The sequence below is a fragment of the Sphingobacterium multivorum genome, from assembly GCF_039511225.1.
Classification (GTDB): Bacteria; Bacteroidota; Bacteroidia; order Sphingobacteriales; family Sphingobacteriaceae; genus Sphingobacterium.
Genome location: NZ_CP154261.1, coordinates 686,132 through 702,152, shown reverse-complemented (window position 1 = coordinate 702,152; position 16,021 = coordinate 686,132). Strand labels below are relative to the sequence as shown.

General features: G+C 44.1%; 8 protein-coding genes, 2 tRNA genes and 3 rRNA genes. 3 read left to right on the top strand and 10 right to left on the bottom strand.

Annotated features, from left to right (window positions below; translation table 11 throughout):
• Positions 1-93: 93 nt before the first annotated feature.
• From AAH582_RS02870 to AAH582_RS02840, 7 genes are all read right to left on the bottom strand, one after another.
• Positions 94-1,500 (bottom strand): Gfo/Idh/MocA family protein, encoded by a 1,407-nt coding sequence (locus tag AAH582_RS02870; RefSeq protein WP_343321169.1) that lies wholly within the window; start codon positions 1,498-1,500, stop codon positions 94-96.
• Between the two features lie 711 nt (positions 1,501-2,211).
• A 5S ribosomal RNA gene (gene rrf / locus AAH582_RS02865) occupies positions 2,212-2,323 on the bottom strand.
• A 156-nt stretch (positions 2,324-2,479) separates the two neighbouring features.
• A 23S ribosomal RNA gene (locus AAH582_RS02860) occupies positions 2,480-5,360 on the bottom strand.
• Positions 5,361-5,591: 231 nt separating this feature from the next.
• A tRNA-Ala gene (locus AAH582_RS02855) sits at positions 5,592-5,665 on the bottom strand.
• Positions 5,666-5,676: 11 nt separating this feature from the next.
• Positions 5,677-5,750, bottom strand: a tRNA-Ile gene (locus AAH582_RS02850).
• A 121-nt stretch (positions 5,751-5,871) separates the two neighbouring features.
• Positions 5,872-7,398 (bottom strand): 16S ribosomal RNA (locus AAH582_RS02845).
• The 16S, 23S and 5S rRNA genes sit together here with 2 tRNA genes alongside, the layout of an rRNA operon.
• A gap of 1,348 nt (positions 7,399-8,746) precedes the next feature.
• Positions 8,747-9,919 carry an acyl-CoA dehydrogenase family protein gene (locus AAH582_RS02840; protein ID WP_046674947.1) on the bottom strand — a complete coding sequence of 391 codons (1,173 nt, stop codon included), beginning with the start codon at positions 9,917-9,919 and terminating at the stop codon, positions 8,747-8,749.
• A 125-nt stretch (positions 9,920-10,044) separates the two neighbouring features.
• Here AAH582_RS02840 and amaB point away from each other — a divergent pair, with 125 nt between their 5' ends.
• Positions 10,045-11,574: an L-piperidine-6-carboxylate dehydrogenase gene (gene amaB, locus AAH582_RS02835; RefSeq protein ID WP_313532407.1), complete on the top strand. Its 1,530-nt coding sequence runs from the start codon at positions 10,045-10,047 to the stop codon at positions 11,572-11,574.
• Between the two features lie 19 nt (positions 11,575-11,593).
• Complete coding sequence (gene lat / locus AAH582_RS02830; RefSeq protein ID WP_343321168.1) at positions 11,594-12,883, top strand: L-lysine 6-transaminase; 1,290 nt, start codon at positions 11,594-11,596, stop codon at positions 12,881-12,883.
• 59 nt (positions 12,884-12,942) lie between these two features.
• On the opposite strand, the gene AAH582_RS02825 is transcribed toward lat, so the two are convergent.
• The 3 genes from AAH582_RS02825 to AAH582_RS02815 all read right to left on the bottom strand — a co-directional run bounded on the left by AAH582_RS02825 (position 12,943) and on the right by AAH582_RS02815 (position 15,292).
• Positions 12,943-13,710 (bottom strand): suppressor of fused domain protein, encoded by a 768-nt coding sequence (locus AAH582_RS02825; RefSeq protein WP_343321167.1) that lies wholly within the window; start codon positions 13,708-13,710, stop codon positions 12,943-12,945.
• A 79-nt stretch (positions 13,711-13,789) separates the two neighbouring features.
• Entirely contained in the window at positions 13,790-14,194 is a 405-nt protein-coding gene (locus tag AAH582_RS02820) for an energy transducer TonB (protein WP_046674943.1), read from the bottom strand.
• Between the two features lie 114 nt (positions 14,195-14,308).
• The gene (locus tag AAH582_RS02815) at positions 14,309-15,292 is read right to left on the bottom strand and encodes a hypothetical protein (RefSeq protein WP_046674942.1); all 984 of its coding nucleotides are present in this window, start codon (positions 15,290-15,292) and stop codon (positions 14,309-14,311) included.
• A gap of 220 nt (positions 15,293-15,512) precedes the next feature.
• Between AAH582_RS02815 and AAH582_RS02810 the strand changes: the two genes are divergently transcribed.
• The gene (locus AAH582_RS02810) at positions 15,513-16,019 is read left to right on the top strand and encodes a GbsR/MarR family transcriptional regulator (RefSeq protein ID WP_201303460.1); all 507 of its coding nucleotides are present in this window, start codon (positions 15,513-15,515) and stop codon (positions 16,017-16,019) included.
• Positions 16,020-16,021: the final 2 nt, after the last annotated feature.

Here is a 16,021-nt window from a genome sequence, read left to right as displayed (position 1 = left end):
AATTAGAGTCAGATTGAATAACATAATTAAAGATAAACATAAAAGGGGAACAATAAAAAGTTCCCCTTCAATAAGTCATTTTATATAGGAGGACTATACGCCCAATTGTATATTTTCTTTTTTCGCTGATCTCGAACGGATAGGCGTATTTCCGCCACCTTTTAACGTGATTTCTACCGGCGTATTATTTTTCCATGCACCTTTTGTGAAATCCGGTACATCAACTGTTTTACAGTTCTTTTCGACAGATTCGAAACTCAACGGTACGATACAGCTCCATGAAGCAGCGTCATAGACATCCTGATCCAAAGGTAATCCATTGCGCAAACAATCAATTAGACGCCAGTCCATCATAAAATCCATCCCACCGTGTCCACCGACCTGCTTTGCTTGTTCACCAATATATTTTACCAATTCTGGGGTGTATTTATCATACAGTTCTTTCAATTTCTGTTCTGTAATGAATTCATGCCCAAAAGCAATATTCTCCGTAGGATACTTTTGTGCAAACCCTTTGGTGCCACTCAGTGTATGTAGCCTAGAATAAGGTCTAGGAGAAGTAACATCATGCTGCAACATAATCGTTTTCCCTTTGGCCGTACGGATAAGCGTTGTATTCATATTACCACGGTATTTCTTTCCTACAAATTCCTGAAAAAAAGAATCCTTAGCGGCTAACTCTTTTGCTTTTTCTCCCATCATAAAATCATTGGAAGACATCGCCACAAGATGATCCATTTTATCCCCTCTATTGATATTTAAGCATTGTGCCACAGGTCCAAGTCCATGTGTAGGGTACAGATTTCCATTTAGTTTTATATTTTCTCTTAGGCGCCACATGTTATCATAGCCATTTTTTGCAAAATTAAGGTCAAGCAAATCGTGAATATAAGCACCTTCGGCGTGAACGAGTTCGCCAAACAAGCCTTGGCGCACCATATTCAATGTCAGCATTTCGAAGAAATCATAACAGCAGTTCTCCAGCATCATACAATGCTTTTTAGTTGCCTCGGATGTTTTTACCACCTCCCAACAATCTTTGATTGTCAAAGCGATCGGGACTTCACATGCCACGTGATTACCCGCTTTCATCGCCGCAATACTCATCGGAGTATGATAATCCCAAGGCGTACAAATATAGACCAGGTCAAGCTTCTCTTCTTTCAACAAGGATTTCCAGCCATCTTCACCTGAATACGCTTTAGGAGCTGCTAGACCTTTCGATGTAACGATTTTTGTTGCGCGCTCCACCCGGTCTGGATGCTTGTCACAAAGTGCGACAATTTCGCATCCCTCAATAAAAGATAAGCGTTCAACAGCACCAGGACCGCGCATGCCGAGTCCAATTACCGCTACCCTGACCTTATCTATTTTTGGAGCTGCATAGCCACACATATTAAACGACTCTGCCACTGCATTGGCATTGACCAACGTAGGGAGTGAAACAGCCAGCGATGACAATATTCCGGCTTTTTTAAGAAAATCTCTTCTAGAATCCATAATTTAAAGTTCATATAAATTTAAAGGGACCAATTGGTCCCTCTAAAAAATCACCTATTTTAAAACAAACTAAACAGTCAATAGAAAAATCCTTTTGGATCGGATTTATAGTTGGTTCTACTTAAAGAACTTAATCTCTATAACAATAATATAACACTTTTTTCTAAATAAAAAATGAAACTTGAAAGCAATCGTTTGCTTAATCTACACAAACGATTGTTTAATTTTCTATCTTCGTTGTTTTTCAATCGATATTCTGCAGCCACAGAGTGTTTAATAATGAAATTCCGAGTAGAATAATGGCAATTGTGACAGTATATTCCAGCGATGATCACTAATGAATGCCGAGCTGCATTTGTTATCGCTAAGCAATTGTAACTTCACAGCGGTCTAGCTAGAGGTAGAATGTTATCGGGTTCCTGATCGGGATATGTAGATGAGAAATAGTATGTGGATACAATGATATTTGCCCTATTAAGCTTAACAATAGTGTAGAATGACCGTATAATATATGAATTTTATAGCAAGAACTATAGCCACTAGCTGTATAATTCGCAACAGTTGGGTAGCCTATAAGGAAAGTAAACTCAAGCAACGTCCTGCGATCACCAAAAAATACGGAAGATATGCAATAGCATTGTACAGGAAGTACGGGGAGTTACCTAAACGAAAGAAGCCCTTGACTGTTTCCAGCAAGGGCTTCCGTGTAAAAAAAGGCACCGACCTACTCTCCCACCTGTTACGGCAATACCATCGGCTCTGGCGGGCTTGACTGCTCTGTTCGGAATGGGAAGAGGTAGACACCGCCGATATAGGCACCTAAATATTTTTTTAGATCTGAGATCAGGGATAAGAGTATCCGGAGCCTGTAAGGTCCGAAATGATCCCTATGTTCATATCTAAATGACATATATATTGAAAGAGTTTCGTTTCTGTTTTGTTTCTAAAAATTAAAGAGGAAGACAACAGTGTTATCTGCTTGAGAAAGCTTCGGGCTATTAGTACCACTTGGCTTTGGTCTCTCAACCTTTACACCTATGGCCTATCAACGTAGTCATCTTCTACGACCCTATAAGGAAGTCTCATCTCGTGGCTAGTTTCGCACTTAGATGCTTTCAGCGCTTATCTATTCCAGACGTAGCTACCCTGCCGTACACCTGGCGGCATAACAGGTTCACCAGAGGTCTGTCCAACCCGGTCCTCTCGTACTAAGGTCAGATCCACTCAAACTTCCAACGCCCACAACAGATAGGGACCGAACTGTCTCGCGACGTTCTGAACCCAGCTCGCGTGCCACTTTAATGGGCGAACAGCCCAACCCTTGGGACCTTCTCCAGCCCCAGGATGTGACGAGCCGACATCGAGGTGCCAAACCTCCCCGTCGATATGAGCTCTTGGGGGAGATCAGCCTGTTATCCCCAGCGTACCTTTTATCCTTTGAGCGATGGCCCTTCCATACAGAACCACCGGATCACTATGTCCGTCTTTCGACCCTGTTCGACTTGTCGGTCTCACAGTCAAGCAAGCTTATGCCATTGCACTCCGCGTACGGTTACCAAGCGTACTGAGCTTACCTTTGAAAGCCTCCGTTACCTTTTTGGAGGCGACCACCCCAGTCAAACTACCCACCAAACAATGTCCTCCACATCATGGAGTTAGAAACCGAATACAGAAAGGGCGGTATTTCAAGGTTGATTCCATGACTCCTGGCGAAGCCACTTCAACATCTCCCGCCTATCCTACACATCCTGTACCCAATCTCAATGTTAAGCTATAGTGAAGGTGCATGGGGTCTTTCCGTCCCGTTGCGGGTAATCGGCGTCTTCACCGATACCACAATTTCACCGAGCTCATGGCTGAGACAGCGCCCAGATCGTTACACCATTCGTGCAGGTCGGAACTTACCCGACAAGGAATTTCGCTACCTTAGGACCGTTATAGTTACGGCCGCCGTTTACTGGGGCTTCGATTCAATGCTTCTCTTGCGATGACATCCCCTCTTAACCTTCCAGCACCGGGCAGGTGTCAGGCCTTATACTTCATCTTGCGATTTTGCAAAGCCATATGTTTTTGTTAAACAGTCGCCTGGGCCTTTTCACTGCGGCTGCTCTTTCGAGACAGCGCCCCTTCTCCCGAAGTTACAGGGCCATTTTGCCGAGTTCCTTAGCCATGACTCACTCGAGCACCTTAGGATTCTCTCCTCGACCACCTGTGTCGGTTTGCGGTACGGGTCTTCATAACCTGAAGCTTAGCGGGTTTTCTTGGAAGTCTGTTTACCTGCTCTATCAGCGCCACCGGAGCTTTGCTGTACTATTGGGTTTCAGCTAGAGTTGCGGATTTGCCTACAACTCCAATACCTACGCCTTTCAACGAACTATTCCGTCAGTTCGCGGCAGTGTCACTACTCCGTCACCACATCGCAGTTATGAAGAGTACTGGAATATTAACCAGTTGTCCATCGGCTTGCCCCTTCGGGTGCGCCTTAGGTCCCGACTGACCCTGATCCGATTAACGTTGATCAGGAAACCTTGGTCTTTCGGTGGGCGGGTTTCTCACCCGCCTTATCGTTACTTATGCCTACATTTGCTTTTCCATAACCTCCACACAGCATTGCCACTGTGCTTCCCCGGCGATGGAATGCTCCCCTACCAGATGTACATCTTTCAGTACAAATCCATAGCTTCGGTACCGTTCTTGATGCCCGTTTATTATCCACGCCCGGCCGCTCGACTAGTGAGCTGTTACGCACTCTTTAAATGAATGGCTGCTTCCAAGCCAACATCCTAGCTGTCTGGGCAACCGGACCTCGTTAGTTCAACTTAGAACGGATTTGGGGACCTTAGCTGATGGTCTGGGTTCTTTCCCTCTCGGCCTTGGACCTTAGCACCCAAAGCCTCACTGCCGGCTATATTTGATAGCATTCGGAGTTCGTCTGGATTTGGTAGGATTTGACTCCCCCGCACCCAATCGGTAGCTCTACCTCTATCAAACTCCACGCCGACGCTGTTCCTAAAAACATTTCGGGGAGTACGAGCTATTTCCCAGTTTGATTGGCCTTTCACCCCTACCCTCAGGTCATCCGGAAACTTTTCAACGTTTATCGGTTCGGTCCTCCATTACATGTTACTGCAACTTCAACCTGCCCAAGGGTAGATCACAAGGTTTCGCGTCTACCTCATCTGACTATGCGCCCTATTAAGACTCGCTTTCGCTTCGGCTGCGTCCCTGAAGGACTTAACCTTGCCAGACAAGAGTAACTCGTAGGCTCATTATGCAAAAGGCACGCTGTCACAGGACCTGCCTGCTCCAACCGCTTGTAAGCACACGGTTTCAGGTTCTTTTCACTCCCCTGTTCGGGGTTCTTTTCACCTTTCCCTCACGGTACTGGTTCACTATCGGTCTCTCAGGAGTATTTAGCCTTACCAGATGGTGCTGGTGGATTCCCACAGGATTTCTCCGGTCCCGCGGTACTCAGGATACCACTATGTCAACATTCTTTACCTGTACGGGGCTCTCACCCTTATTGCGCAGTTTCCCACCTGCTTCCAGTTCATAGCGCTGTACAATGTCGTGGTCCTACAACCCCGACCATGCCGTAACATGATCGGTTTGGGCTCTTTCCCGTTCGCTCGCCACTACTTGGGAAATCATTGTTATTTTCTTCTCCTACGCCTACTTAGATGTTTCAGTTCAGCGCGTTCGCGTTTTATACGACTATTCTTCAAATAGTCAGGTTGCCCCATTCGGAAATCTACGGATCACTTCGCATTTGCCAATCCCCGTAGCTTATCGCAGCTTATCACGTCCTTCTTCGCCTCTGAGAGCCTAGGCATCCCCCGTGTGCCCTTATTTACTTTCTTCACCGGCATAGCCTTTTGCTACTATGCGGCTGCTTTTGATATATATACTCATATGCTACGCAGAGATTCGTTCGGCATTCACCGAGGGTCTCCTCTCTACATCAGACACATACACGTATTGTCTCTATACTGTTGTCTTCTCTTGTAATTTTTTTTCTCTTTCAATATGTCAAAGAACTCTTTTTCCGGTTTGTTTCTTCGGAGCATCTGTCGATGTCCCTCCCGGAGATGTGGAGAATAACGGATTCGAACCGTTGACCCCCTGCGTGCAAGGCAGGTGCTCTAGCCAGCTGAGCTAATTCCCCTTACTTTTTCGTAGTCCCGAGCAGATTTGAACTGCTGACCCCTACATTATCAGTGTAGTGCTCTAACCAACTGAGCTACGGGACTAGCTTATCTTGTTCATCTCTTTCTCTCGGTCCTGCTCCTTTCGGGGCGGGCACTTTCTTCTGATGTTTTTTCTTCTTGCAATCATATGTAACGTGACGAGCACCGATCTGCGATACTCTAGAAAGGAGGTATTCCAGCCGCACCTTCCGGTACGGCTACCTTGTTACGACTTAGCCCCAATTATCGGTTTTACCCTAACACGCTCCTTGCGGTAACATGCTTTAGGTACCCCCAACTTTCATGGCTTGACGGGCGGTGTGTGCAGAGCGGGAACGTATTCACCGCGTCATTGCTGATACGCGATTACTAGCGAATCCAACTTCATGGGGTCGAGTTGCAGACCCCAATCCGAACTGTGAATGGCTTTTAGAGATTAGCATCATATTGCTATGTAGCTGCCCGCTGTACCATCCATTGTAGCACGTGTGTAGCCCAGGACGTAAGGGCCATGATGACTTGACGTCGTCCCCACCTTCCTCGCTGTTTGCACAGGCAGTCTGTTTAGAGTCCCCACCATTACATGCTGGCAACTAAACATAGGGGTTGCGCTCGTTGCGGGACTTAACCCAACACCTCACGGCACGAGCTGACGACAGCCATGCAGCACCTAGTTTCGTGTCCCGAAGGACGGGTGCGTCTCTGCACCCTTCACTAACTTTCAAGCCCGGGTAAGGTTCCTCGCGTATCATCGAATTAAACCACATGCTCCTCCGCTTGTGCGGGCCCCCGTCAATTCCTTTGAGTTTCACCCTTGCGGGCGTACTCCCAGGTGGATAACTTAACGCTTTCGCTGGGACGCTGGCTGTCTATCGCCAACATCGAGTTATCATCGTTTAGGGCGTGGACTACCAGGGTATCTAATCCTGTTCGATCCCCACGCTTTCGTGCATCAGCGTCAATACCAGCTTAGTGAGCTGCCTTCGCAATCGGAGTTCTAAGACATATCTATGCATTTCACCGCTACTTGTCTTATTCCGCCCACTTCAAATGGATTCAAGCCCATCAGTATCAAAGGCACTGCGATGGTTGAGCCACCGTATTTCACCCCTGACTTAACAGGCCGCCTACGCACCCTTTAAACCCAATAAATCCGGATAACGCTCGGATCCTCCGTATTACCGCGGCTGCTGGCACGGAGTTAGCCGATCCTTATTCTTCCAGTACATTCAGCTAAATACACGTATTTAGGTTTATTCCTGGACAAAAGCAGTTTACAACCCATAGGGCAGTCATCCTGCACGCGGCATGGCTGGTTCAGGCTTCCGCCCATTGACCAATATTCCTTACTGCTGCCTCCCGTAGGAGTCTGGTCCGTGTCTCAGTACCAGTGTGGGGGATTCTCCTCTCAGAGCCCCTAGACATCGTCGCCTTGGTAGGCCGTTACCCTACCAACTAGCTAATGTCACGCGAGCCCATCTCTATCCTATAAATATTTAATCAACCGAACATGCGAACTGTTGATGTTATGCGGTGTTAATCTCTCTTTCGAGAGGCTATCCCCCTGATAGAGGTAGGTTGCTCACGCGTTACGCACCCGTGCGCCACTCTCACCATCTTCGAGCAAGCTCTCCGATGGATCCCGTCCGACTTGCATGTATTAGGCCTGCCGCTAGCGTTCATCCTGAGCCAGGATCAAACTCTCCATTGTAAAATGAAGTTTTTGATTCCAACTATTTATAATAATCAGAATTCTTTTTTTATATCTCTGATCTTGGATCGAATTGAACGAATTACTTGAATTTGTTCATGACTTTCGACTTTCGTCTGTCTACTCGTCACGCTTACATGATTGTGTTTTCTTAAAGAACTTTTGTCGCTTCAACTTCCGTATCCGCTATATTCCGACAGGCATTGCGCCCCTCTTTATCTTTTTCGTTTTTCCCTTCGTTTCCGTTGGGACTGCAAAGGTAGAAATCTTTTCTGAACTTCCAAAAACTTTCTGAAGTTTTTTTTCTTTTCTCTTTTTCCGATTTCCGCGTTTAAAATAAATCCAGCGGGATTTTAAATCCTGCCAAACTTCCTTAAACCCTTCTTTTTTTCATGGTTTCTTCCTGCGAAGCAACCGTCCCTCCCTTGCGGAGTGGTGCAAAGATAGGAAGATTATTAACAAACTTCCAAGCCTTTTGTTCTTATTTATTTCATTTTCCCCTTAACTGCCTGTAAGGGTGCGAGATTCTTTTTGTAAAACAGGTGGTCGGAAGGCTGGGATGGCTGATCCTGGTCCGGAATGGGCCTTCTGAGAACCCACGTTAATCATAAATATTATGCAGGCAGGCTTCGCACCGGATCTATTATCAATTCCGTTCAACTTTTGTTAATAATTAATAGGGGTATTACAGGGGGATAACAGGGGGTTAACAGGGGTTTATCAGGGGTTCTACCCCTATTAACCCCCTGTTAAAACGGTACTATAATGGTGTTAATTACAAATCAGTATACAATTTGAACCTAAGCGACGTAACAACAGACTTCCGCAGCCTCTAATACCTCGGATAGGTATAATAAAATAGGATGTGTTGGGAACCGCAACCGCAGCGGAATAGCGGATGGCGGAACTGGCCTAAAGTAAACCTTGATCAATTTTCATTCTGCTGTAGGATTTACTTAGGTTTGTTTAGGTATAGCTTAGGTTCTAGCTAATAAACCCTAGTTAAAAGCTAACTAAATATCAATTAAAATCTAGCTTAAAGAAGAATTAAGTAAAAACGAATAAATATAACGCTATATAAATAACCCAACAAGTGTCCCAGCATCCAACCAAAATCGCCATTAAACATGCATTTTTTATGAAAACGTTAGCCTGCTATCCGTTTTGGGGATTGCTCATTATAGCGGGACGGCACGAGATTAAGAATAAATAAGTCTGTAAGGACCGAAGATTTATTTTGGCAATAGCAAAGCCAGCACAAACGCTACTATGCTTTAAGTGGACAAAAATTCACTAAATCATAATAGCGTTAATCCCTGTGGAGGCTGTGTTAGATCAAAGAAAATGATCAAGAAAAAGCATTCAGCCCCGTAATATCTTGTCCTGTGATTAATAAATGAATATCATGCGTCCCTTCATAGGTAACTACAGACTCCAGGTTCATCATATGTCGCATTATTGGAAAGTCACCGACAATCCCCATTCCGCCAAGAATCTGCCTAGATTCACGCGCTATCTGTAGCGCCATATTCACATTGTTCCGCTTTGCCATGGAGATTTGCTGAGGAGTAGCACGCCCCTCATTCTTGAGTACTCCTAAACGCCACGAGAGCAACTGCGCCTTGGTAATTTCTGTCAGAAATTCCGCCAGCTTCTTTTGCTGCAATTGAAAACCGGCAATTGGCTTTTCAAACTGATGTCGCTCCAACGCATATTGAACCGCAGTTTCATAACAGTCTATTGCTGCTCCAATCACGCCCCATGAAATTCCATAGCGGGCCGAATTCAAACAGGAAAGCGGGCCACGCATTGAATTTACGCCAGGAAGCACATTTTCTGCAGGGATATAAACATCATGAAAAACCAGTTCGCCTGTTTTGGAAGCGCGCAACGACCACTTATGCAAGGTCTCCGGAGTTTCAAAACCCGCCATTCCACGCTCAACAATAACTCCCCGTACTTTGCCGGACTCATCCCGCGCCCAAACGACGGCAATATCACAGATAGGTGAATTTGTAATCCACATCTTTGCTCCATTTAATAGAAAACCATCTCCTTTTGCCGTCAATTTCGTTTCCATTCCACCCGGATCAGATCCATGATTAGGTTCAGTCAGCCCAAAAGAACCGACCAACTCACCCGATGCCAACCGCGGTAAATATTTACGACGTTGCTCCTCACTACCATAGGTATAAATCGGAAACATCACTAAAGAGGATTGCACCGATGCTGCCGAACGAATTGCCGAGTCGCCGGCTTCCAATTCCTGCATAATTAAGCCATAGGAAATTTGATCCAACCCCGCCCCACCGTATTCGACAGGAATATAAGGACCCAAAGCTCCAATTGCCCCCAATTTAGGCATCAAACCCGCAATAGCACGATGTTCCTGCGCCGCATCTTCAATGAAAGGCTTAATCTCTGTTTTCACAAAATCACGGACAGACTGCCGTATCAGTTTATGTTCTTCGGACAACAAATCGTCCACCTGGTAATAATCGGTATTAATCTGTTTGATCATGATATAGTCTACATTAGCTTATCTAAGATAACGATTATTTTCCACTGAACAATATTCAGAACAAACTTGTCAATAAAAAATTTATTTCATACATTTAAACTATTCCACGAATAAAATAAACCATTATGATAAAATCAGCGCTTAAAACACTTGGAATATCTTCCCAGAATTTAGGATCATCAACTGGACAGCAATGGTTTTCCGAAGGTAAAGAATTCGAATCCTTTTCACCTGTCGATGGAAAACTCATCGCAAACATAAAAAGTAGCAATCGTAAAGACTATGAAGCAGTCATTAAGCAGGCCGGAGATGCATTTTTACACTGGCGCCTACTGCCTGCTCCAAAAAGAGGAGACATCGTTCGTCAGTTGGGAGACAAGCTACGTGAGCTTAAACCTACTCTCGGAAAATTAGTTTCCTATGAAATGGGAAAATCTTACCAAGAAGGCATGGGTGAAGTCCAAGAGATGATCGATATCTGTGACTTCGCCTTGGGCCTATCCCGCCAATTGTATGGTAATACCATCCATTCGGAACGTCCCGGGCACCGCATGTACGATCAATATCATCCTTTGGGTGTCGTCGGTATTATTACAGCATTTAACTTTCCAGTGGCCGTATGGGCATGGAACACCGCCCTCGCTTTGGTCTGCGGCAACACTGTCGTCTGGAAACCCAGCGAAAAAACACCGCTATGTGCCATAGCTTGCCAAAAATTACTTGCAGAAATCTTACACAACAACGGGCTGCCCGAGGGAATATCCAACCTCATTATGGGCGACAGGGAAGTTGGCGAGTGGCTTTCGGCAGACAACCGCATTGCCTTGATTTCTGCAACAGGATCTACCCGAATGGGAAAAGAAGTCGCCGTTACCGTAGCACAACGCCTTGGCAAAACACTTTTGGAGCTCGGCGGAAACAATGCGATCATCGTTACTCCAGACGCCGACTTAAAAATGACCATTATCGGTGCTGTATTTGGTGCCGTAGGTACAGCCGGACAACGCTGCACAAGCACCCGAAGACTTATTATCCATGAGGACATTTATGACAACGTCAAAAAACAACTGACAAAAGCTTATGGTCAATTAAAAATTGGTGACCCTTTGGACACGAAAAATCATGTAGGACCATTGATCGACAAAGCCGCCGTAAAATCATACTTAAACGCACTGGACAAAATTAAAACACAAGGGGGAAAAATGCTGATCAAGGGAAAGGTCCTTGAAGGCAAAGGGTATGAAAGTGGCTGTTATGTGCAGCCTGTCATTGCCGAAGTTGAAAATCATTATGAAATCGTACAGCATGAGACCTTTGCCCCTATTCTTTACTTAATCAAATACAAAGGAGATATCAGTGCGGCCATAGCACTTCAAAACAGCGTCGCCCAGGGATTGTCCTCTGCCGTTATGACCAACAACCTACGGGAAGCCGAGCTATTTCTCAGTGCTGCTGGCTCTGATTGTGGTATTGCCAACGTCAATATCGGCACATCGGGCGCCGAAATCGGAGGTGCTTTTGGAGGCGAAAAGGAGACTGGCGGAGGCCGGGAGTCTGGATCAGATGCCTGGAAAGCTTATATGCGCCGCCAGACAAATACCATCAATTATACAACTGACCTTCCCTTGGCACAAGGTATCAAATTTGATTTATAAACCATTTACACACAAAACTATGAGCAGCGTACATGAAAGATTAAGCAAACATATATTAGCCGATGGATTCCCTTTGGTTATGGATATGGAGAAATCCCATGGTTCTTATGTCGTGGATGAAAATGGGGATGAATACCTCGATATGTTCAGTATGTTTGCCTCCATGACCGTGGGTTACAACCATCCACATTTGGTCAAACAACGTGACTTCCTGGGTAAAATGGCCGTCAATAAGCCAGCCATGTCAGATATTTACCCCAAAGAGTTTGCTGATTTTGTCGACACTTTTGACCGTGTAGCCATACCGAAAGAACTCCCCTATGCCTTTTTCATCTCGGGGGGAACACTCGCCGTGGAAAATGCCTTAAAAGCTGCCTTCGACTGGAAGACAAGGCTTAATTTTGCACAGGGAATACAAAAGGAAGCCAGCCAGGTCATTCACTTTAAACAGGCTTTTCATGGTAGATCGGGCTATACCCTGTCATTAACGAATACACAAGACCCCAGAAAATACCTTTATTTTCCAAAATTCAACTGGCCACGCATTACCAATCCTAAATTGAGCTATCCTTTAACAAGCGAACATATCGATCAGACGATTGCTTTGGAGGAAAAAGCTGTCTCGGAAATACGTCAGGCGATCACGGCTAACCCCAACGATATTGCCTGCATTATTATTGAACCGATACAGGGTGAAGGTGGCGACAACCATTTTCGAAAGGAATTTTTCGTACAGCTTCGTCAAATATGTGATGAAAATCAGATCCTCTTAATTTTTGACGAGGTACAGACGGGATTGGGTATTACGGGAAAAATGTGGGCTTACCAACATTATAACGTCATTCCCGACGTTATTGCCTTCGGCAAAAAAGCACAAGTCTGCGGTATACTGGCGAGCAAGGAAAAATTTGATCAGGTGGAACATCATGTCTTTCAAGAATCCAGTCGCATCAATTCAACCTTTGGTGGCGATTTTATGGATATGCTCCGCTTTAAATTAATTCTTGAAGTCATAGAGCAAGAAAACCTGGTTCAAAATGCGGCAGAAAAAGGGCGCTATCTACAAGATAAGCTCCAGGAACTGCTAGCGAAAAAAACGCAGCTGTCTAATTTACGGGGTGAGGGTTTATTCGTTGCAGTGGATTTCGAATCGGAAGCTACACGGAATGCATTTATCAAAAATGCCTATGTAAATAAACTCATTATATTGGGTTGTGGTGAGAAAAGTATCCGTTTTAGACCGCACCTCAATGTGAGCCATGCGGATATCGATAAAACGATAGCAATTATAGAAAAGAGTATTTCCTAAAAAATATGCAATGCTAAAAGCTGCAAAGTAGCCCATCGCATTGCATATTTTTTTATAAACTACCTACCTTTGCAGACATTGGGACGATCGATATCGACCAGCTCGGAAATTCCATATTCATCAAACAGGTCTAAAAGTGCATCTGTACCCTCCTCCAGTTTGTAATCCATCTCTTCTTTATACAGGGGAATCATTGCATAAAAATTGATCAGATTACCATCTTTGGTCTTTAACTCCAAAAATTCCTCTTCAAAACTGAGCATCGGCGGAAGCAGCAACATACAACCAAACCCTGTATTTGCAATATCTTCAGCTTCCATACCATTGGGGATGGTATGCCCATAGCCCAGCCAGGTTTTGTACTCATGTGGAAACCGCGCTAATCTTTTCAAAAAGTAAACCGGCCAATAATTATTGTCATCCTGAAATTCCTCTTCTCCGATCTTCCAATCTGCCGGCAACACAACCATGAGTTCCGCCCGCTCATAAGCCTCTTTGTTTTCCACTTCGTCTGGAACAGACATGGCCAGATCACTCATGCCCGAAGTGACCAAGATATGGTATGGATAATTTGCACTTGGTTTAATCCAATGAACATCGATATGAACAAGCTCAGAGATTATCTCATGGAACACCATATCGGGTTCGGCAATATATTTGGTCAAATGCTCCTCAATCTCATCCAGATAAACACATTGAACCTCCGGAAATAAGTTTTTTGGATCCTTATCATCAGATTGATCTTCATAACGATAGACCGTAGAGCCTCCAGCAGTAATTTCTATATCTTTTTTTTCGGGCGAAGATTCTTCCGCTCCGCTACTCATAATCTTTTTGACTTTATCCCAAAATGACATACTATCTTATAAATGGTGAAAATTTAAGCGACTTTTTTACTTTTTAAATTTATTCAATCACAGCAACAACAGGTTGCCTGAATCTTGTTTTAACTGGTTTTCCCTTGACCTGACCAGGCATCCATTGTGGTGACCTGCGCATAGCAGACAACACAGCCTTTGAAAACTCGGGGCTCACTTTGTCGGGATTCTCGATTTCAATATTGCAGATCGTCCCATCTTCGCAAACAATAAACTTCAGAATTGCCGTTTGCCGAGATCCGTATTTTGCATAGGCCACACTGTCCATTGCCCGGACTGTTCCGGACAGATCCAGATTATTTTGTATAAATTTGGACCAGGCCACCACCCCGCCCTTGAAATAGGGAAAATCGTCAACGTTCTGGACAATACTGTCTGCAGGGATATCCCGCTTAGCAACCACTTGTGCACTTGCGAAAGCACACCATACCATAAAAAGTAAACTTGAAAAAAGAGTTTTGAATCCTGCTAAATACATAACCTATCCCATCCATAACCGTACCATTTAACGCTTGAATAAGATAATTTATTATTTTAATTCCCTGATCTAATTGAGCGGCATAGCAATATCAGTAACAAACTCTCCTGCTTCGTCAACAAGAAAACTAATCGGATGCTCCGGATTTTTAATAATCTCGAACAAGGTCAAACCCCAAGGTTTCCAAAAATTTTCCAAAACTTGGCCATAGGTTTTGTTTTGCCAATGATCAAAGATCGGTTTCATCGACATATCTGCTAATGGCATTGGTTCAACATAGACTTTTTGCGGGGTATTTAAATAGGTATAATCTGGTAGACGATTAAATAAGTAGGCTGAATAAAAATAGCGTGCACACAATTCCTCAAACTGGATGGGGTGCAATGTTTTGCCCGCAATAACCTTGAGAATGTCTTCGTGATAAATATTGTTTGTAGCATTATCTTGAAGACAGGCAACTACAGCAAAGTCCTTCATGCGGATAGAAAAGATCAAGGTATTGATTTCATCACGATACATAAATGTATCGGGTGCATTCTCAACCGGCACAACAACCAACGAAAATGGGAATGTATTTTCAAACTCCATCGGTACAACCAGCGACTGCAACATCGCATGCAGATTTGTAAAACGCTGTGCAAGCGCCTGAGAAAAGTTCATAGCTTCACCAGAAGCTTTTTGCTGCTGAATTCCCGCAAGAATCTCATTAAAGACCACCCCATAGATGATTTTTGTCATCCATTGAAACAATAGTAATGGATCCAACTGTTTGACAGCTTCATAACCTTGTTCAAAAGACTGTTCTACCGCACGTTCCATTTGCTCGATCGCTTCAGCTGCAGTTATGGAACATGGGAGCTTCAACGATTTGTAAGTCACCAGATTCTCATCCAGCATTTTAAAAGGTTTATCTTCCAATTGAAAAGATTTCATCATCCACACAGGAAACACCTGAATGGATTCTTCTTCCGATTGGAGTTTATTTCCTGTTAAAAAACAAATATCTGAATCAAACTGAAATTGTTTGAATGGATTATACAAAGTTGTCGCCATAGTGCAGGCAAAGTTAAAACAAATCGAAAAGTCCGCAAGAAAAGCAAATTCTTATTACGATATGGTGACTTGCCTGCTTAAACTTATTTTATTTTCAGAAATTTTTGAAAATTCAAAAACTTTGAATAACTTTAATACAACCTATTCATAGAATGGGAATAAGCTGATCGGATAAAAAGGCCGATAGAGAAAATTTAGCAAACGACACGATAGAAGCATAATGGAATTACAAGAAGCAAAACAGCAATTTATAGATACCTGGGGAGCATTAGGTTCTGAATGGGGAATCAACAAGTCCGTTGCGCAAGTTCATGCCTTACTCCTCTCGGCAAGCAATCCCATGTCTACAGACGAGATTATGGACAAGTTGGTGATCTCGCGCGGCAATGCCAATATGAGTATCCGACAATTGATCGATTATGGCATCGTCTACAAAAAGCATATTGCCGGCGACAGAAAAGAATATTTTGTTGCCGAGAAAGAAGTCTTAAAATGGGCCATGAAAATTGCGGTAATGCGTAAGCAAAAAGAACTTGACCCCGTTATGGATATTTTAAAAGATATCAGCCGAAATACCGAGAAGGATCAGACGGCAGAAGGTAAAGAATTCCATAAAACGGTCAAGGACATCCAAAATCTGACGGATCAACTCGAAACTATTGCCAACAAGATTTTCAATACAAGCGGGGGAGATTTATTAATTAAATTGATCAAATTAATGATGTAGCA